Annotated in this window: 18 protein-coding genes and 1 tRNA gene; 6 read left to right on the top strand and 13 right to left on the bottom strand. The window is 56.9% G+C overall.

Features of this window, described 5'->3' with window-relative positions:
- Positions 1 to 68: 68 nt before the first annotated feature.
- The 4 genes from arsB to DK510_RS20825 are packed head-to-tail and all read right to left on the bottom strand — an operon-like array spanning position 69 to position 4,205.
- A complete protein-coding gene (gene arsB, locus DK510_RS20840; RefSeq protein ID WP_109313730.1) occupies positions 69 to 1,118 on the bottom strand; it encodes an ACR3 family arsenite efflux transporter in 1,050 nt (349 codons plus the stop codon).
- Positions 1,115 to 2,380, bottom strand: coding sequence for an organoarsenical effux MFS transporter ArsJ (gene arsJ / locus DK510_RS20835; RefSeq protein WP_109313729.1), 1,266 nt, complete (start codon positions 2,378 to 2,380; stop codon positions 1,115 to 1,117). The genes arsB and arsJ overlap by 4 nt, the downstream gene beginning before the upstream one ends.
- Positions 2,377 to 3,375 carry an ArsJ-associated glyceraldehyde-3-phosphate dehydrogenase gene (locus tag DK510_RS20830; RefSeq protein WP_109313728.1) on the bottom strand — a complete coding sequence of 333 codons (999 nt, stop codon included), beginning with the start codon at positions 3,373 to 3,375 and terminating at the stop codon, positions 2,377 to 2,379. The genes arsJ and DK510_RS20830 overlap by 4 nt, the downstream gene beginning before the upstream one ends.
- Positions 3,372 to 4,205, bottom strand: a complete 834-nt coding sequence (locus tag DK510_RS20825; RefSeq protein ID WP_109313727.1) for a helix-turn-helix domain-containing protein — start codon at positions 4,203 to 4,205, stop codon at positions 3,372 to 3,374. Before DK510_RS20825 ends, DK510_RS20830 begins: the two co-directional genes overlap by 4 nt.
- 223 nt (positions 4,206 to 4,428) lie before the next feature.
- Between DK510_RS20825 and DK510_RS20820 the strand changes: the two genes are divergently transcribed.
- A tRNA-Thr gene (locus tag DK510_RS20820) sits at positions 4,429 to 4,504 on the top strand.
- A 354-nt stretch (positions 4,505 to 4,858) separates the two neighbouring features.
- The gene (bfr, locus tag DK510_RS20815) at positions 4,859 to 5,344 is read left to right on the top strand and encodes a bacterioferritin (RefSeq protein ID WP_108860610.1); all 486 of its coding nucleotides are present in this window, start codon (positions 4,859 to 4,861) and stop codon (positions 5,342 to 5,344) included.
- Between the two features lie 78 nt (positions 5,345 to 5,422).
- Here bfr and DK510_RS20810 read toward each other — a convergent pair whose 3' ends face one another.
- From DK510_RS20810 to DK510_RS20780, 7 genes are all read right to left on the bottom strand, one after another.
- Complete coding sequence (locus tag DK510_RS20810; protein WP_109313726.1) at positions 5,423 to 5,857, bottom strand: hypothetical protein; 435 nt, start codon at positions 5,855 to 5,857, stop codon at positions 5,423 to 5,425.
- A gap of 213 nt (positions 5,858 to 6,070) precedes the next feature.
- Positions 6,071 to 7,999 carry a 1-deoxy-D-xylulose-5-phosphate synthase gene (gene dxs / locus DK510_RS20805; protein WP_109313725.1) on the bottom strand — a complete coding sequence of 643 codons (1,929 nt, stop codon included), beginning with the start codon at positions 7,997 to 7,999 and terminating at the stop codon, positions 6,071 to 6,073.
- A 14-nt stretch (positions 8,000 to 8,013) separates the two neighbouring features.
- Positions 8,014 to 8,880, bottom strand: a complete 867-nt coding sequence (locus DK510_RS20800; protein WP_109313724.1) for a polyprenyl synthetase family protein — start codon at positions 8,878 to 8,880, stop codon at positions 8,014 to 8,016.
- The gene (locus DK510_RS20795; RefSeq protein ID WP_058272726.1) at positions 8,881 to 9,123 is read right to left on the bottom strand and encodes an exodeoxyribonuclease VII small subunit; all 243 of its coding nucleotides are present in this window, start codon (positions 9,121 to 9,123) and stop codon (positions 8,881 to 8,883) included.
- Positions 9,120 to 10,046, bottom strand: a complete 927-nt coding sequence (locus tag DK510_RS20790; protein ID WP_109313723.1) for a histone deacetylase family protein — start codon at positions 10,044 to 10,046, stop codon at positions 9,120 to 9,122. Before DK510_RS20790 ends, DK510_RS20795 begins: the two co-directional genes overlap by 4 nt.
- A 64-nt stretch (positions 10,047 to 10,110) precedes the next feature.
- Positions 10,111 to 10,812 (bottom strand): response regulator, encoded by a 702-nt coding sequence (locus DK510_RS20785; protein ID WP_109313722.1) that lies wholly within the window; start codon positions 10,810 to 10,812, stop codon positions 10,111 to 10,113.
- Positions 10,809 to 11,321: a MarR family winged helix-turn-helix transcriptional regulator gene (locus tag DK510_RS20780; RefSeq protein ID WP_058272723.1), complete on the bottom strand. Its 513-nt coding sequence runs from the start codon at positions 11,319 to 11,321 to the stop codon at positions 10,809 to 10,811. Before DK510_RS20780 ends, DK510_RS20785 begins: the two co-directional genes overlap by 4 nt.
- A gap of 158 nt (positions 11,322 to 11,479) precedes the next feature.
- Here DK510_RS20780 and DK510_RS20775 point away from each other — a divergent pair, with 158 nt between their 5' ends.
- The 4 genes from DK510_RS20775 (at position 11,480) to DK510_RS20760 (ending at position 14,470) form a co-directional block, all read left to right on the top strand.
- Positions 11,480 to 12,346 (top strand): branched-chain amino acid aminotransferase, encoded by an 867-nt coding sequence (locus tag DK510_RS20775; protein ID WP_109313721.1) that lies wholly within the window; start codon positions 11,480 to 11,482, stop codon positions 12,344 to 12,346.
- A 128-nt stretch (positions 12,347 to 12,474) separates the two neighbouring features.
- Positions 12,475 to 13,425 carry an AraC family transcriptional regulator gene (locus DK510_RS20770; protein ID WP_109313865.1) on the top strand — a complete coding sequence of 317 codons (951 nt, stop codon included), beginning with the start codon at positions 12,475 to 12,477 and terminating at the stop codon, positions 13,423 to 13,425.
- Between the two features lie 109 nt (positions 13,426 to 13,534).
- Positions 13,535 to 13,900: a hypothetical protein gene (locus DK510_RS20765; RefSeq protein ID WP_109313720.1), complete on the top strand. Its 366-nt coding sequence runs from the start codon at positions 13,535 to 13,537 to the stop codon at positions 13,898 to 13,900.
- 372 nt (positions 13,901 to 14,272) lie between these two features.
- The gene (locus DK510_RS20760) at positions 14,273 to 14,470 is read left to right on the top strand and encodes a hypothetical protein (protein ID WP_109313719.1); all 198 of its coding nucleotides are present in this window, start codon (positions 14,273 to 14,275) and stop codon (positions 14,468 to 14,470) included.
- Between the two features lie 34 nt (positions 14,471 to 14,504).
- Here the strand turns inward: DK510_RS20760 and cobO are convergent, their stop codons facing one another.
- Together cobO and DK510_RS20750 are read right to left on the bottom strand one after the other, a co-directional pair.
- The gene (gene cobO, locus DK510_RS20755) at positions 14,505 to 15,104 is read right to left on the bottom strand and encodes a cob(I)yrinic acid a,c-diamide adenosyltransferase (RefSeq protein ID WP_058272720.1); all 600 of its coding nucleotides are present in this window, start codon (positions 15,102 to 15,104) and stop codon (positions 14,505 to 14,507) included.
- 57 nt (positions 15,105 to 15,161) lie between these two features.
- Positions 15,162 to 16,097, bottom strand: a complete 936-nt coding sequence (locus tag DK510_RS20750) for a DMT family transporter (RefSeq protein ID WP_109313864.1) — start codon at positions 16,095 to 16,097, stop codon at positions 15,162 to 15,164.
- Positions 16,098 to 16,139: the final 42 nt, after the last annotated feature.

Below are 16,139 nucleotides of genomic sequence, written 5' to 3'. Positions count from 1 at the left end.
AAGCGTTCGTGAACTCGAGTTTTCGGTTCACTTTACGCTTTTGAGTGATCTCCGCGACTGACCATTTGTCAGTTAGAATTGAGTGTTTTCTTAGAGTATTGCGTTTCGACCTCTGGAAACCGCGCGCGCGTTCGGTTTGCAAATGCCACCAACGACAGCATCACCGGGACCTCTACCAAAACACCGACCACAGTCGCCAGTGCCGCGCCCGAGTTCAGACCGAACAGGCTGATGGCCACAGCGACAGCCAGCTCAAAGAAATTGGATGTGCCAATCATTGCGCAGGGTGCGGCGATCCGGTGTGGCACCTTCAGGGCATAGGCTGCACCATAAGCCAGGGCAAATATGCCGTAGCTCTGGATCAGGATGGGTACTGCGATCAGGACGATCACCATCGGTTTGGCCAGAATGGTCTGTCCCTGCAAGCCGAACAGAATGACGACAGTGGCGATCAGGCCCATGACCGACCAGGGTTTGACGCGTGCGGAAAACGCGTCGATAGCCTGGGGCGATCCCAATGTACGGCGCGTTATCAGGCCGGCGATCAGCGGCAAAACGACATACAGCACAGTTGCCAGAACCAGCGTTTGCCATGGAACCTGGATATCGGTCACGCCCAGCAGAAAGGCCACGATCGGGGCGAATGCCACCACCATGATCAAGTCGTTCACGGAAACCTGCACCAGCGTATAGGTCGCATCGCCCTTGGTCAGCTGAGACCAGACGAACACCATAGCGGTGCACGGTGCCGCACCCAGCAGGATCAGCCCGGCGGTATATTGGGCCGCGTCTTCAGGTTCGATCCATGGTGCAAAGACGTGCTCAAAGAACAGAACCGCCAGAAAGGCCATGGTGAACGGCTTAATCAACCAGTTGACCACCAGAGTCACGATCAACCCGCGTGGTTGCCGAGCAACGCCCGCCACTGCGCCGAAATCGACGCCGACCATCATGGGGTAGACCATCGCCCAGATCAGCAGGGCCACGACCAGATTGACGCTGGCCACTTCGGTTGAGGCGATCAGTTGAACCAGGCCGGGTGCAACCAGTCCGATCAATACGCCGCCAACCATGGCCAGCGCGACCCAGACGGTCAGGTAGCGTTCGAAGATGCTCATGTATATGCCTCATTCGTCTGGTCGGTTAGTTTGCCGGATGTCAGGGCGGCCAGCGCGACCATAGCAGCAGCGGTGCCCAGAACCAGTGGAAGCCCGCCAATCTGATAGGTAAGTCCCGACAGGACAGTGCCGACCAGACGGCCAGTCGCGTTGGCCATGTAGTAAAAGCCCACATCCATCGTCACACGCTCGGACTTGGTGAAGGCCAAGATGAGGTACGAATGCAGCGCCGAATTGACGGCGAAGATTGCCCCAAATGCCAATAGGCCCACAACCAGCGTAACGGTCAGCCATGTCTCGGGGCCGGATGAGAGCAGAACCGCGATGCTCAGGGCAGCAGGCACACAGAACAGCGCCGCGGCCCAATTCTTGGCAGCGTAGATCAGATCCCCTTCTGAGCGTTCCTTTGCACGCAGGATTTTTGGCGCGCTGGCCTGAACTGCTCCGTAAAGTATGACCCAAACGGCCATGAACGTGCCGATCATGAAAAATGCGGCACGGTTGCCATGCTCAGTTCCATCCGACAGCACCGCGTAGAAATAGATCGGGATGCCGACCACGAACCACACGTCCCGCGCCCCAAACAGGAAGACACGAGCGGCGGATAGCCAGTTCACATTGGCAGATTTTGAAAAGACCTCGGAGAATTTGGCGCTTTTGCGCCCTTTGGGCAGACCGGTCGGCATGAACAGGATGACGGCGACGAGGAATGCGGCAAGTATGATCGCCATTGCCAGAACGGCCCACTTAAAGCCCACTGTCGCCAACAGTGCCGCCCCAAGCAGAAACCCAAACCCTTTCACAGCGTTCTTCGAGCCGGTCAAAATAGCGACCCAGCGAAACAACCCTCCGCCCTCGGTCGGGGCCAGCAGTTTGACGGCGGATTTTGAGGACATCTTGGCCAGGTCCTTTGCAACTCCGCTGGCCCCTTGCACAATCATCACAAAGACAACTTTTACCGGGATCGCCCAATTAGGGTCTAGTTGCGTAAGAACCAGCAACGCTGCAATCTGCAGTGCCAGCCCTGCATAAAGCGTCGATGTCAGCCCGAACCGCGCCGCGATCCAACCGGCGGCAAGGTTCGTGCCCATGCCGGCGATCTCATACAGAACAAACAGATATGCCAACTGAACCGGCGAGAATCCCATGCTATGAAAGTGCAGCAGCACCAGCATACGCAGGGCCCCGTCGGTCAGCATGAAGGCCCAATAGGCTGCTGTGACCGTGATATAGGCCGACATACCTTCGGGCCTTTGGGTCACAGCGATGCACCAACCATCAGGGCAACGTCGACCAGACGATGCGCGTAACCCATTTCATTGTCGTACCAGGCATAGATCTTCACCTGTGTCCCGTTCACCACCATGGTCGAGGGCGCATCCACAATCGAGGACCGTTCGTCGTTGGTGTAGTCGGTGGAAACCAGCGGCCGCGTCTCATAGCCAAGGATATCTTTCAACTCACCTTCGGCCGCGGCCTTGAAAAGCGCGTTGACCTCTTCGACTGTGGTTTCACGCTCAACCTCGAAGACGCAGTCGGTCAGCGAGGCATTCAGCAAGGGAACCCTCACCGCGTGGCCGTTCAGCCGCCCCTTGAGTTCCGGGTAGATCAGCGTGATTGCCGTGGCCGACCCGGTGGTGGTCGGGATCAGAGAGTTCAAAGCAGATCGCGCCCTGCGCAGATCTTTGGCGGGGCGGTCCACGATGGTTTGCGTGTTGGTCACGTCGTGAATTGTGGTCATCGACCCGTGGCGAATACCAAGGTTTTCGTGGATGACCTTGACCACTGGGGCCAGACAATTCGTGGTGCACGAGGCCGCCGTCACGATGCTGTGGACATCCGGATCATAAGTGGCCTCGTTCACGCCCATAACGATGTTGGCGGTCGGGCCATCCTTGACCGGGGCCGAGACAACAACCTTCTTAACACCCGCTTCGAAATAGGGGGCCAGCTTGGTCTGGGTCTTGAAGATACCGGTACAGTCAATCACCACATCGACACCGTCCAGCGGTAGTTCCGCCAGATCTCTGGTGCCGATAAAGGGTAGGCGGGTGCCGTTGATCGTAACGCTGTCGGCGTCATGCGCGAACGCGGCATCCCAGCGCCCATGAACCGTGTCAAACTCCAGCAGGTGCGCGTGCATTTCGGGATCGCCTATTGCGTCATTGATCCAAGCGATCTTTGCGCCTTTGTCGAGCAACGGTTTCAAGGCCAGTTTTCCCATCCGGCCCAATCCGTTCACAGCATAAGTCGTCATTTCATGTCCTCAGTGGGCGTTCTGCCGATGTCATCAACAGCAGATTGCAGTGCGATCCGGTCGAGGCTTTCGACCGGCAAAGACGTAAAGGCCTCAATCCGGCGCTTGAGCGCGCCATATGCATGTTGAAATGCAAGGCTTTTTTCGGCATCCGTGCCCTCGGCCCTGACCGGGTCCGGCATGCCCCAATGGCCACTGATTGGCTGGCCTTCCCAAGCGGGGCATTCTTCATTTGCGGCCTGATTGCAGACCGTGAAGACGAAATCCATCTCAGGCGCGCCGGGGGTTGCAAATTCGGACATGTTCTTGGACCGCAGGATGGATGTGTCGTGTCCTTTGTCGTCCAGAACTTGCACGGCCATCGGGTTGAGCTCGGATGTGGGTTGCGTGCCGGCCGAGAAAACGTTGAACCGGTCGCCTCCCAACGTGCGCAGCAGGGATTCCGCAAAAATCGAGCGGGCAGAATTGCCCACACACAAAAACAAGACGTTGAACTTACGGTCTGTCGCGGCCTCATTTCCCTGAGAAAATGGCATGCAGATATCAGGGCGACCGCGACAGCAATCGACAATCAGATAATCAAGCATCTGCTGCACGTTTTTCATTTCAATCGAATAGAGCAGCGACGTCCCAGAACGTTCCTGCTTGACCAGCCCCGAACGCTGAAGCGCGTTCAGATAGTTCGACAAGGTGCTGGCCTTCACGTCGAGCTCCGCCGCCAGCTCGCCCGCCGGGACACTGTCAGGAAAACGTCGCATGAGCATGCGAAACACAAGGATACGCTGCGGATGACCCAGGATGGCCAATTGGCCTGCTATCTGTTTTATCATATTTCATGAAATATTAAAATAAGACAATCCAGTCAACCGAAAATACATGGCCATCGAAGGTGAGCGTAAGCGTTGGAACAGGCGTGATATTCTTGCTGGAGCGTGGTGATGGAATGGGCTTCAAGCGATCTGAGCTGTGGGAATCACCATCACACACCGGTAGGCGTCCGAGGATATCGAGACTTGCACGCATCTGCCCGAGGGTTTAAAGGAACCGTCGCTTGCCTCAATAGCTCAGCTGGTAGAGCAGGTCCTTCGTAAGGACAAGGTCGGGGGTTCGAGTCCCTCTTGAGGCACCACTTTCCCTTGGATAGTTAAGCTAGCGGCCTACCTCGTAACTCACTTTTGGTTCGATCCTGCGGGCTATCATCGGATGCTAGCGCAGCTCAATCTCCGAAGCTTTTTGCCTGCGTGATTTTCATCCGCAAGGGCCATGCTTCCGATCGGTAAGCAGGTATCAGGGAATCGTATGTGCGGTGGAAAAACGCTTTCAAGTGACGGGTTCTGATTTAAACGAGAATCGTCAGGAAATTTGCAAATACCTGTTTTAAGACAGATATTTGAAGGTTTTGGGTTAAGCCGCTCTGGTGGTAGCATTCAGCTTTAAAAGTTGTTTCCACGCCACTTCTTAGACATAGCCAAGGAGTTTCATCATGAAAGGTGACAAAAAGGTAATTGAATACCTGAACAAAGCTCTGCGCCACGAACTAACGGCCGTCAGCCAATACTGGTTGCATTATCGCCTGCAAGACGATTGGGGCCTTGGCAGCATGGCCAAGAAAAGTCGAGAAGAATCCATTGAAGAGATGGAACACGCCGACAAACTGATCGAACGGATCATTTTCCTGGAAGGTCATCCCAACCTGCAAAAACTTGATCCCCTGCGGATCGGCGAAAACCCGCGGGAAACGCTGGAATGCGATCTTGCGGCGGAACAAAGCGCGCGCGCGCTGTACAAAGAGGCGAGGGATGTCTGCAAAGAGGCCGGAGACTATGTCTCGATGGGATTGTTCGAAAGCCTGATGTCGGATGAAGAAGGTCATATCGACTTTCTGGAGACTCAGATCGAACTGTATGATCGCGTCGGGCCTGAACTTTTCGCGCAACTCAATGCGACCAAAATGGAAGACGCCGAATAGGTGGTCGTTTTGGCGACGATGGCCGCGGGTATTGGGGTTCCTATCAGCGGGAGGCTGCAGGATTAGGGCGTCGTTGCCCTAAACACATTCCTGAACGCCGAGACCTATCAGGTACTCACCGGTCACGAACAAAAGCTCATTTGGTCCGGCGAACCGCGCTTTGGACATGAACCAGTTTCTGACCGGGTTTGGGTAGTAGCTGGACAGTGACGCGCTTTTCCTGTCGAACTCATCTGCCGTCATTTTCTTTCGGTTCGAGCGATGGGGGCCATGAAAGCCAAAGATAGTCTCGGTCGAAACGCAAACTTCGTCCGCACCCAGCAGCATGGTGCAGCTAGAGTGGCAAAAATCTCCGATGATTTGAAACTGCGCGTTTGTCCGGTTGGCGATTTCGATCTGAACCATGCGATCCACAATCCGCCCGCCCGGATCATTGCCAACCTGAATCTCTTTTGAACTTGTCGGCATGCTCATCAGAAAGAACGACGCCAACGTTGCTATCATGCTTTTCATCCGCCCGCCTGCTCAAGGGTGGAGTTTTCGTTTTTCCTACCATTATCAGAAAAGCGGGCGTGCAGGAACGGCGCGCCGGGACGCATGTGGTTTCTGTGTTCTCAAGTACTCACCCGAAACCGGATGAATTCGACGGCTTCCACAAAATTACACCAAAATCGGCACTTATGGTTTCTTAAACAACGGTGGTTTTTGGGTGCCCAACGTCGTGCCTCAGGCGCGTTTTTCGCCGATGGTTGCTACACCCAGAACGGATAGCACTTTGGCCTCGATCTGTTCGGCATTCAGGCCCGCTACTGTATACATATCAGCGGGGTTGGCCTGGTCGATAAAGGTATCAGGCAGAACCATCGAGCGATACTTGAGCCCCTGGTCAAAGACGCCTTCATCGGCCAAAAGTTGGGCAACATGGCTGCCAAAGCCGCCGATGGCACCTTCTTCAATGGTGATCAACGCCTCGTGGTTGGCGGCCAGATCCAAAATCAGGTCGCGGTCCAAGGGCTTGGCAAATCGAGCATCAGCGATAGTGGGGGCGATCCCACGTGCAGCCAAAGCTTCGGCCGCTTTTTGCACTTCGGCCAGCCGTGTCCCGAAGGACAATAGTGCGACCCGCGCGCCTTCTTGGATGATCCGGCCTTTGCCGATTTCCAGAACTTCACCACGTTCGGGTAAGTCGACGCCGACACCTTCGCCGCGAGGATAGCGGAACGCAATCGGGCCATCATTATGCGCGACGGCGGTGGCCACCATATGCACCAACTCGGCCTCATCCGCCGCGGCCATGACCACGATGCCGGGCAGGTTGGACAAATAGGCGATATCGAACGACCCCGCATGGGTCGCGCCATCCGCGCCCACCAAACCCGCACGGTCGATCGCAAAACGAACCGGCAGGCGCTGAATGGCTACGTCATGCACGACTTGATCGTACCCACGCTGCAAAAACGTGGAATAAATTGCACAGAAGGGCTTCATCCCGCCGGCGGCGAGAGCGGCGGCGAAGGTCACGCCGTGCTGTTCGGCAATCGCCACATCGAAACAGCGTGAAGGGTAGCGTTCCGCAAACAGGTTCAGCCCGGTGCCATCGGGCATCGCGGCGGTGACAGCAACAATTTTGTCGTCGCGCGCGGCCTCTTCGACCAGGGTCTTGCCAAAGACCGATGTGTAAGAGGGTGCGTTTGAAGGTGCTTTCTTCTGCTCGCCCGTCACCACGTCGAACTTCGCTGTCGCATGGCCTTTGTCGCGGGCCTGCTCGGCTGGGGCATACCCCTTGCCCTTCTTTGTCAGCACATGAATGAGGATCGGGCCCGTGGCGCGGGCCTTGACCGTGCGCAGGACAGGCAACAGCTGATCCATATCGTGCCCGTCAATCGGACCGAGATAGGAAAAGCCCAGCTCCTCAAACAATGTGCCGCCCACGGCCATGCCCTTGAGCATCTCCTTGGCGCGCTTGGCGCCCTCGCGGAAGGGTTCCGGCAACAAAGACACTGCACCTTTGGCGGCGGCTTTCAGATCGTGGAATGGCTCTTCGGCGTAAATGCGCGACAGGTAATTGGACAGCGCGCCGACGGGCGGTGCGATGCTCATTTCATTGTCATTGAGAATGACGATTAGGCGTTTCTTCAGGTGTCCGGCGTTGTTCATCGCCTCAAAGGCCATGCCTGCAGACATTGAACCGTCACCGATCACGGCAATCGCGTCACCCAATCCCTCGGGCGTCACACCGCCCAGATCGCGCGCAACGGCAAACCCCAGCGCGGCACTGATCGAGGTTGAGCTGTGTGCTGCGCCAAACGGGTCATAGGGGCTTTCGCTGCGCTTGGTGAAGCCGCTCAGCCCGTCCTTCATGCGAAGCGTACGGATACGGTCGCGCCGTTCGGTCAGGATTTTGTGCGGATAGCACTGATGACCAACGTCCCAGATGATCTTGTCGCGCGGCGTGTCGAACACGGCGTGCAGGGCGGTCGTCAATTCGACCACGCCCAGACCCGCGCCCAGATGCCCGCCGGTGACGGACACGGCTGATATTGTCTCGGTCCGCAATTCCTGCGCTAACTTATGCAACTGTGCGTCCGAAAACTGCTTGAGATCCGCAGGGCGGTTCACAAGGTCCAGCAGGGGCGTATTCGGGCGGTCAGACATGTGGCGTTCCTGGCTTAGCTGTCCCGGGCAATAACGAAGCGTGCCGCGTCCTTCAAGGTTTCAGCATTGGCACCGTAACCATCCAACGCCGCGCAGGCCTGATCGACCAGTTCTACAGCGCGGGATTTTGCGGCGTTCAGACCCAGAAGCGAGACAAATGTCGCCTTGCCCGCCTCGGCGTCCTTTTGCAATCGTTTACCGGCCTTCTCGACATCACCTTCAATATCCAGAATGTCATCAGCGATCTGAAAAGCAAGGCCAAGCGCCTGGGCATATTGGCGCAAGGGTTCGGGATCTGCCTGGGCCAAACGCGCACCGGCGCAGGCGGACCATTCAATCAGAGCACCGGTTTTGCCCGCCTGCAACTTGGTGATCTGCTCCAGTGTCAGGGGCGCGGCCGCTGTTTCAGCCGCCATATCCAGCGCTTGCCCCAGCACCATTCCCTGCGCACCGCTTGCTTTGGCCAGGGTTAGAGCCAATTCAGCACGAATTTCTGCATTTCCGACCTCGGGCCGGGTGCACAGCTCAAAGGCCAATGTCTGCAGGGCATCACCGGCCAGAACGGCGGTGCCTTCGTCCCACTTTAAGTGCACGGTCGGACGTCCACGTCGCAGATCGTCATCGTCCATGCAGGGAAGGTCATCATGGACCAGCGAATAGGCGTGCAGGGCTTCGATGCCTGTCGCAGGCCAGATTGCCTGTGTTGAGTCGATGCCATGCATCCGCGCGCTTTCCATCACGAGAAACCCACGCAATCGCTTGCCGCCCTGGGTGGTGTAGGCCATCGCCCGGGTAACATCCAATTCGTCCAGCGCGCTCAGGACCAGATCGAACTGAGCCTGAATCCGCGCGGCATCCTGCGCCAGAATTTCCTTGAACATTTACTGACCTTCGACAGGCGTCGTCCCGGTTGGCTGCCCATTGGCATCCAAAGTAATGGCTGCGACCTTTTCTTCAGCCCGCTTCAATTCGTCTTCGCAGCGTTTCTTCAACGCGGCACCGCGCTCATACAGCGCAATGGACTGATCCAGCGCCACGTCACCACGCTCCAACTGGCCGACAACGGCCTCAAGCTCTTTCATCGCTTGTTCGAATGTCATCTGATCAACAGGAGTATCGGTCATCGGGCTGCCTTCATCAGTTCTTCCACATGGGCACGAGTGGCCTCGGCAAGGGCGTTCAGATCATACCCGCCCTCCAAAGTCGAGACGATACGGCCCTCACACAGCTCATCGGCGATCTTGCACAGCTCAGCCGTGACCCAGGCAAAATCGCCTGTAGACCAGTTCAAGTTGGCCAGCGGATCGTCCTGATGCGCATCGAAACCTGCCGAGATGATGATCAGTTCCGGATTGAATGCGCGCAGTCTCGGGAAGGCTTGCGTTTCGTAAGCTGTCCGCATCTCGGTCCCACCTGAGCCAGGGGCCAGAGGGATATTCAAAACCGTCTCAAAGGCACCGGTCTCATCCGGGCGACCCGACCCAGGCCACAAAGGCATCTGCTGGCTGGTGATCACCAGCGCGCGGGCTTCATCCCACAGCAAGTCCTGTGTGCCATTTCCATGGTGAACGTCGAAATCCACCACCGCCACGCGCTTTAATCCATGATGATCCAATGCATGCTTGGCCGCCAGCGCAGCATTGCCAAACAGGCAAAACCCCATTGCCGTTTCCGTTTCGGCATGGTGACCGGGCGGGCGGATCGCGCAAAACGCATTCGAGGCTTCGCCGCCCAAAACCATATCCACCGCCCGCACAACCGCACCGGCAGCCCGGTAAGCCGCGTCCACCGACCCCGGAGACATGAAGGTGTCGCCGTCAATCTGTTTGAAGCCATCGGAGGGTCTGTTATTTCGGATTTCACGGATATGGCTTTCCGGATGCACGCGCAGCAAGTCGTCATCCGCCGCCAAAGGGGCGGTTACACGTGTCAGTTCCAAGCCTTCTAATGCGTGAAGAATGTGCTCTAACCGCGCCACCCTCTCGGGGTGACCTTGCGGTGTCACGTGATCAAGGCAATCGGCGTGGGTCAAAAGGGCGGTTGTCATCGGGATCCCATCTTCATCTGGCCAAAATTATCCTCGCCGAAGGCAAGAAAGCGCCGCGGCTGAATCAATCTGGTGCCAGCATATATCCGGCGCCGCGGACGGTCTGCAGGTAACGCGGCTGCTTGGGGTCCTGTTCGATCTTGCGGCGCAGACGGGTGATCTGAACGTCCACCGCGCGTTCCTGCGCCTGACCCTTGTCGCGGCCCAGATCTTCGACCAGTTTGGTTCGGCTGATCGGCTCTCCGGGCTGGGCCGAGAAAATCTTCATCAACTGGCTTTCGGTCGCCGTCAGGCGCACCGGGTCTTCGCCCTGCCACATCTCGCCACGCTCGATATCGTACCGGATCGGACCAAGATGCAGTATCTTCGCCGTCGCGTCCTGCGCAGGTGCTTCCGGCATCCGCCGCAGGATCGCATTGATCCGCAATAACAGCTCTTTTGGCTCGAACGGTTTGGCTAAGTAGTCATCCGCACCGGCCTCAAGCCCGGCAATGCGATGTTCGGTTTCGCCGCGCGCGGTCAACAGCAGGATAGGAGTGGTATGGGTTTCGCGCAGCGCCTTGGTCAGGCTGACCCCATCCTCGCCGGGCATCATCACGTCCAGCACGATCATGTCGAAATCCAACCCCGAAAGCACCCGCCGTGCATGTGCTGCATCCCGTGCAGCCGTGACCAGAAATCCGTTCCGCATCAGAAACTTCTTCAACAGATCGCGAATGCGCTCGTCATCGTCGACGATCAGCAGATGGGCATCCATTTCGTTCATGAGGTGGTATCCCGCAGTTTCGTATAGGCATGACGCATATCAGCATCCATCATTGCTTCAAGCACTTTACGAAACCCCGACACAGCCTCGGGTCCCGCCTTTTTGTACGCCGCTCGCATTCGAACGCGCTGAGCCTCAGACAGTTTGGCCTCTAGCGCCTTGCCCTGTTCTGTCAGAAATAGGTGTCTTTCGCGTTTGTCCACTGATCCGACCCGGCTTTCGACCAATCCGTCGTCGATCAACGTCCGCAAAACCCTGTTCAGAGACTGTTTTGTTACGCCCAGAATGGCCAGAAGGTTGTTGACAGTCGTACCCGGCGCGCGGTTGATGAAGTGGATTGCCCGGTGGTGCGCCCGTCCATAGGCCATTTCGGTCAGTATGCGATCAGGATCTGCGGTAAAGCCGCGATAGGCGAAAAACATCGCCTCTATCCCCTGCCGCAACTGTTCGTCGGTCAAAAACAACAGGCTCTCGCCACCAAAGGCTGGGGCGGGACGGGTATCCGACATAGTATGCCTCATTCGTTACTCTATCCGAGTTTATGTCAGCGTTATTGACATTCCAAGAGTGGACAGGTATCGAATCGCAGTTTTTGCGTAACTTTATGTCCGAAACGGACTTAATTGGCGCAATAATCGGAAATTTGTCCCAGGTCAGGAGGTTTCGCATGGCGGGGTATGATGATCGTGACGGTGTCATCTGGTTGGATGGCAAACTGGTGCCCTGGCGCGAAGCCAATGTGCACATCCTGACCCATGCAATGCACTATGCGTCTTCGGTGTTCGAAGGTGAGCGTGCTTATAACGGCAAGATTTTCAAAAGTCGCGAACATTCTGAGCGTTTGATTGCCTCGGCCGAAGCGCTGGACATGCCTATGCCCTATTCGGTGGATGACATTGAGGCCGCCAAGGACGAAGCGCTGAAAGCCAGCGGTCTGCAGGACGCCTATGTCCGTGCGCTGGTCTGGCGTGGCTCGGGGGAAGACATGGGTGTGGCATCAGCCAAGAACCCGGTCCGGATGGCCGTCGCCGTGTGGCCTTGGGGTGCCTATTATGGTGACGCCAAGATGCAGGGTGCCAAGCTGGATATCGCGGAATGGAAACGCCCCAGCCCGGAAACTATTCCGGTGCACGCCAAGGCGGCGGGTCTGTACATGATCTGCACCATCTCGAAGCATAAGGCCGAGGCCAAGGGCTGCTCGGACGCGCTGTTCATGGATTGGCGCGGTTACGTGGCCGAGGCGACAGGTGCGAATGTGTTCTTCGTAAAAGATGGTGAGGTACATACACCTCTGGCTGATTGCTTCCTGAACGGGATCACCCGTCAGACCGTCATTCAGATGCTGAAAAACAAAGGTATCACCGTCCACGAGCGCCGCATCAAGCCCGAGGAAATGGCCGATTTCGAACAGTGCTGGCTGACCGGCACCGCAGCTGAGGTGACCCCGGTGGGCCAGATCGGCGATTATACGTTCGAGGTCGGAGACCTGACCCGCGAGATCGCCGCCGATTATGAGGCGCTTGTGCGCGCCTGATAACACTCTGATGCATTGACAGAAGCCCTCGCGCTATTGCGGGGGCTTTTTCATTGCCGCTTGTTCATAAAAACATGCAGATCGTCCGCATGGCTGGACGAACGCGCAGCCGCGTCTATCTTACAGCAATGTTGGATCTGCTTAGCGATATACTTACCCGCCTGTCCTTGAAGGGCACGTTTTACTTTCGAACCTCTTTCACGCCGCCCTTCGGTATACAGGTGCCGGCCTATCAAAATGTGGCCAGATTTCACTTTGTACAGCGCGGAGAGTTGAAAGTATTCGTCTCTAACACAGGGCAAACCTTGCGATTGAAGCAAGGCGACCTGATCGTGATCCCGCACGGATCCGCCCATGCGTTATTGTGCAATGAGATTCAACCGCTGGATGCCCTGCCGCTTGAACAGGTGTTGGAAGAGGCCGGGTACAAGGGCGACGGGGTTCTGATTTATGGCGGCGAAGACAAAAGCCGCGATACGCAACTGATCTGCGGTCATTTCTCTTTCACCGGGCCGCCGGGGCGACAGGGAACAGGGCATATGCTGATTGATCGGCTTCCCCCATACATCCTGATCGAAAACTATGGCGAGGAAGCCGGGGCCTGGATCGAAGCCACCCTGCGTATGATCGGGTCCGAGATCAACGGCGCGCGGATTGGTGGTGACCTCATAGCGTTGAAACTGTCCGAGGTCCTGTTTGCGCAGGCCATCCGCGCCCATCTTGAACATCAAAGCCCCAGCGATACCGCGCTTGCCGGGTTCGCCGATTCCCGCATTTCGCGTGCATTGACTGCGTTTCATCATTCGCCCGCGCAAGAGTGGAGCGTCGAGTCTTTGGCACGTGAGGCCGGAATGTCTCGCACTGCGTTCGCACAGCTATTCGCAGACAAGATGGGGACAACGCCCATGCAGTATCTGACCGATTGGCGGATGCAGATTGCGTGTCACGGATTGACTGAGGCCCGCTGGAACGTGGCCGATGCCGCGGCCGAGGTCGGCTATGCCTCGGAAGCCGCCTTTTCGCGGGTGTTCAAAAAGCAGGTTGGCGTATCGCCAGCCGCCTATCGATCAATGCACTGATCGAATTGAAACTCTGGACGATCTGCAACGTTTCACGAACGATCCAGAATTAAACGTTCCGAGATCCTTTCCTAGTTTGAGGTCATCCCATATCAGGAAAGGAACTCTCATGTCTCTCCGCTTTGTCACCCGCAATATTCACGCTTATCTGGACTATCCTGTTGCCATTGCGCTGATGGGGTTGCCCTTTTTGCTTGGACTGGGGCAATCCAACCCGATGGCGTTGTGGCTGTCGGTGGTCACCGGCGTCGCGGCGTTTGTTTTGACGGTGTTGACGGATCACCATTTGGGGATCTGGCGCGTTCTTCCCTACAACTTTCACTTGGCGGTCGATCTTCTGGTCGGCGTCGTTTTCCTGGCCGCGCCCAGCCTGTTTGGGTTTTCGGGAATGGATGCGATCTTTTACTGGCTGAACGGGGCTGCGGTTGTCGCCGTCATCTCGCTTAGCGCACCAGAGCAGGGTGTTACGGCCTGAATCTGACGCACCTTGGGTTCACCGCAACAACGTGAATTTCCAAAACCCCAGAGCCGCTTGTCTCACCGACAGGCGGCTCTCTGGTCTGTTTATTGCGCCGAGTACCAGCATATGTGGCCCTAAAAAGGAGATTTCAGGAAAATGGTTTTCTCAAAATGCCTAAAATAAATTCGTTCACCGCCGTTCAACTGCGGGGTTATCCAGGAAGTGCTATTTTGATCTTGCAAATTCCGACAAAAATAATCAGATAAAGATCAAGGCCAGATGTGTTAGCATCCAGCACGGGGTTTCGAGGCGGTCTGCGGGCTTAGCGTATAGCCTGGTGAGAGCGCGCCACCGCCTCGGAAACGACACGCGCAACAGGAAATGACGATGGGTGACCCACTTGATGAAATCATGGCACGGCACGAAGCGGCCACCGCTTGCGGATGTTGCTGTGACGACGACTATTGCGCCTATGTCGACAAACCCAAAACAGCCCAAGGCGACAGGGCGGCACAAACGCTGCCGGACAGCGCCGCGTGTCGACGCGGATCGGTGAGGTTTCTCAACGAAAACCCGCCAGCTTAACAGCCCCTGAGTGAGGCTGTTAAGACTCTGATGCTTAGAAATCCACGCCGCGCTGGGCTTTGATTCCGGCTTGAAACGGATGCTTTTCCTCGGTCATCTCGGTGACCAGATCGGCATAGTCCCGCAACGCCTGCGGTGCGTCCCGACCCGTCAGGAACACGCTGGTCTTGTCAGACCGTTCTTTCAGCCCATCGATCACCTGTTCAACCGACAGGTATTCGTACCGAAGCGCGATGTTGATCTCGTCCAGTACGATCAGATCGTATTCGCCGCTGGACATGAGGGCGCGTGCCTTGTCAAAGGCGGCGTTTGCGGCGGCAATGTCGCGCTCACGATCCTGAGTGTCCCAGGTGAAACCTTCGCCCATCGTGTGCCATGTCACCAGATCGCGTTCTTCGAAAAAGCGGCGTTCGCCGGTTTTCCACTTGCCTTTGATGAATTGAACAACGCCGACCTTCTGGCCCCAACCCAGCGCACGGATCACGACCCCGAACGCGGCCGAGGACTTACCCTTACCCTTGCCAGTGTTGATCAGCACCAGCCCGCGGTCGGGATCAACTGCCTCGGACACTTTCTTGCGGTGCTGGGCCTGCACCTTTTGCATCTTTTCCTTGTGGTCCTGTGCGTCGCTCATGGGAAACCCTCATCTTGTGTTGGGCACACCCTAGGGGAAGTTCTGCAAAGGTAAAGGTCAGGCTTTGGGATCCGTGACCGCGCGCGTCTTGCCGCGCTCCAAGCCCAGTTGATGTTCGCGCCAGATCACCACGACGTTACCGACAATCACCAGCGCCGCTCCGGCCAGCATGACCAGCGTTGGCAGTTCACTGAACCAGACATAGCCAATGACGATGGCAAACAGCATCGAGGTGTAATCATAGGGCGCCAGCATCGAAGCCTGCCCAAACCGATAGGACGAAGTCACCAGAATCTGCGCCACTCCTCCTATCAGACCAGCCAGAATCAAAAAGCCTGCCTGTTCCCATGTGGGCATGACCCACCCCCAAAAGACGGTCAGCCCGGACAGGATGGTCGCCGTCATCGAGAAATAGAAGACAATGGCCGCAGGATGGTCGACCTGCACCAACTGCCGGATGTGGATCTGCACAAAGGCCCGGGCAACGGTCGCACCCAGAATACACAATGCGCCGAAGGTGGCAGCAGCTTCCATGTTGTTGCCACCCAGTCTGGGCCAGATCATGATCAGGACACCCAAAAGCCCGATGGACACAGCCGCGATTCTGATCTTACGGATGCGTTCGCCTAACATCACCGCGGCAAGGATCAGGGTGAAAATCGGGGTGGCATAGCCAATCGCCGTCGCTTCGGGCAGCGGGATCAAGCCAAGGCCGGTAAATGTAAGCCCCATCGCCGTGGTGCCCAACACGCCGCGCCAGAAATGACCCGAAGGTTTGCGGGCTTTGAACCCTTGCGCCAATTCTCCGCGCGCCATCAGCCAGATGACAATCACCGGAATGGCAAAAAGGGACCGGAAAAACACCATCTCGCCAGGTGGGAAGTGATCGGACTGCGCTTTGACAATCGCCGCCATGACCGTGAACAAAAACACCGCGCTCGTTTTCAGAGCGACGGCCAGCAACGGTCGATGCGATGTTAAGTGTTTTGCCATCGGCGCGAACCTGCGCTTTTGGTAGGGAAAGATCAACGCGTT

It is taken from the genome of Ruegeria sp. AU67 (genome assembly GCF_900312795.1).
GTDB classification, from domain to species: domain Bacteria; phylum Pseudomonadota; class Alphaproteobacteria; order Rhodobacterales; family Rhodobacteraceae; genus Ruegeria; species Ruegeria atlantica.
Note: the sequence above shows the minus strand (reverse complement) of the source record. Positions and strands in the feature narration are given on the sequence as shown.

Excerpts from the sequence above, each read along its gene's own strand:
- arsB (WP_109313730.1), bottom strand. The coding sequence starts at position 1,118 with ATGAGCATCTTCGAACGCTACCTGACCGTCTGGGTCGCGCTGGCCATG.
- DK510_RS20830 (WP_109313728.1), bottom strand. The coding sequence starts at position 3,375 with ATGACGACTTATGCTGTGAACGGATTGGGCCGGATGGGAAAACTGGCC.
- DK510_RS20825 (WP_109313727.1), bottom strand. The coding sequence starts at position 4,205 with ATGATAAAACAGATAGCAGGCCAATTGGCCATCCTGGGTCATCCGCAG.
- bfr (WP_108860610.1), top strand. The coding sequence starts at position 4,859 with ATGAAAGGTGACAAAAAGGTAATTGAATACCTGAACAAAGCTCTGCGC.
- DK510_RS20810 (WP_109313726.1), bottom strand. The coding sequence starts at position 5,857 with ATGAAAAGCATGATAGCAACGTTGGCGTCGTTCTTTCTGATGAGCATG.
- dxs (WP_109313725.1), bottom strand. The coding sequence starts at position 7,999 with ATGTCTGACCGCCCGAATACGCCCCTGCTGGACCTTGTGAACCGCCCT.
- DK510_RS20800 (WP_109313724.1), bottom strand. The coding sequence starts at position 8,880 with ATGTTCAAGGAAATTCTGGCGCAGGATGCCGCGCGGATTCAGGCTCAG.
- DK510_RS20795 (WP_058272726.1), bottom strand. The coding sequence starts at position 9,123 with ATGACCGATACTCCTGTTGATCAGATGACATTCGAACAAGCGATGAAA.
- DK510_RS20790 (WP_109313723.1), bottom strand. The coding sequence starts at position 10,046 with ATGACAACCGCCCTTTTGACCCACGCCGATTGCCTTGATCACGTGACA.
- DK510_RS20785 (WP_109313722.1), bottom strand. The coding sequence starts at position 10,812 with ATGAACGAAATGGATGCCCATCTGCTGATCGTCGACGATGACGAGCGC.
- DK510_RS20780 (WP_058272723.1), bottom strand. The coding sequence starts at position 11,321 with ATGTCGGATACCCGTCCCGCCCCAGCCTTTGGTGGCGAGAGCCTGTTG.
- DK510_RS20775 (WP_109313721.1), top strand. The coding sequence starts at position 11,480 with ATGGCGGGGTATGATGATCGTGACGGTGTCATCTGGTTGGATGGCAAA.
- DK510_RS20770 (WP_109313865.1), top strand. The coding sequence starts at position 12,475 with ATGTTGGATCTGCTTAGCGATATACTTACCCGCCTGTCCTTGAAGGGC.
- DK510_RS20765 (WP_109313720.1), top strand. The coding sequence starts at position 13,535 with ATGTCTCTCCGCTTTGTCACCCGCAATATTCACGCTTATCTGGACTAT.
- DK510_RS20760 (WP_109313719.1), top strand. The coding sequence starts at position 14,273 with ATGGGTGACCCACTTGATGAAATCATGGCACGGCACGAAGCGGCCACC.
- cobO (WP_058272720.1), bottom strand. The coding sequence starts at position 15,104 with ATGAGCGACGCACAGGACCACAAGGAAAAGATGCAAAAGGTGCAGGCC.
- DK510_RS20750 (WP_109313864.1), bottom strand. The coding sequence starts at position 16,097 with ATGGCAAAACACTTAACATCGCATCGACCGTTGCTGGCCGTCGCTCTG.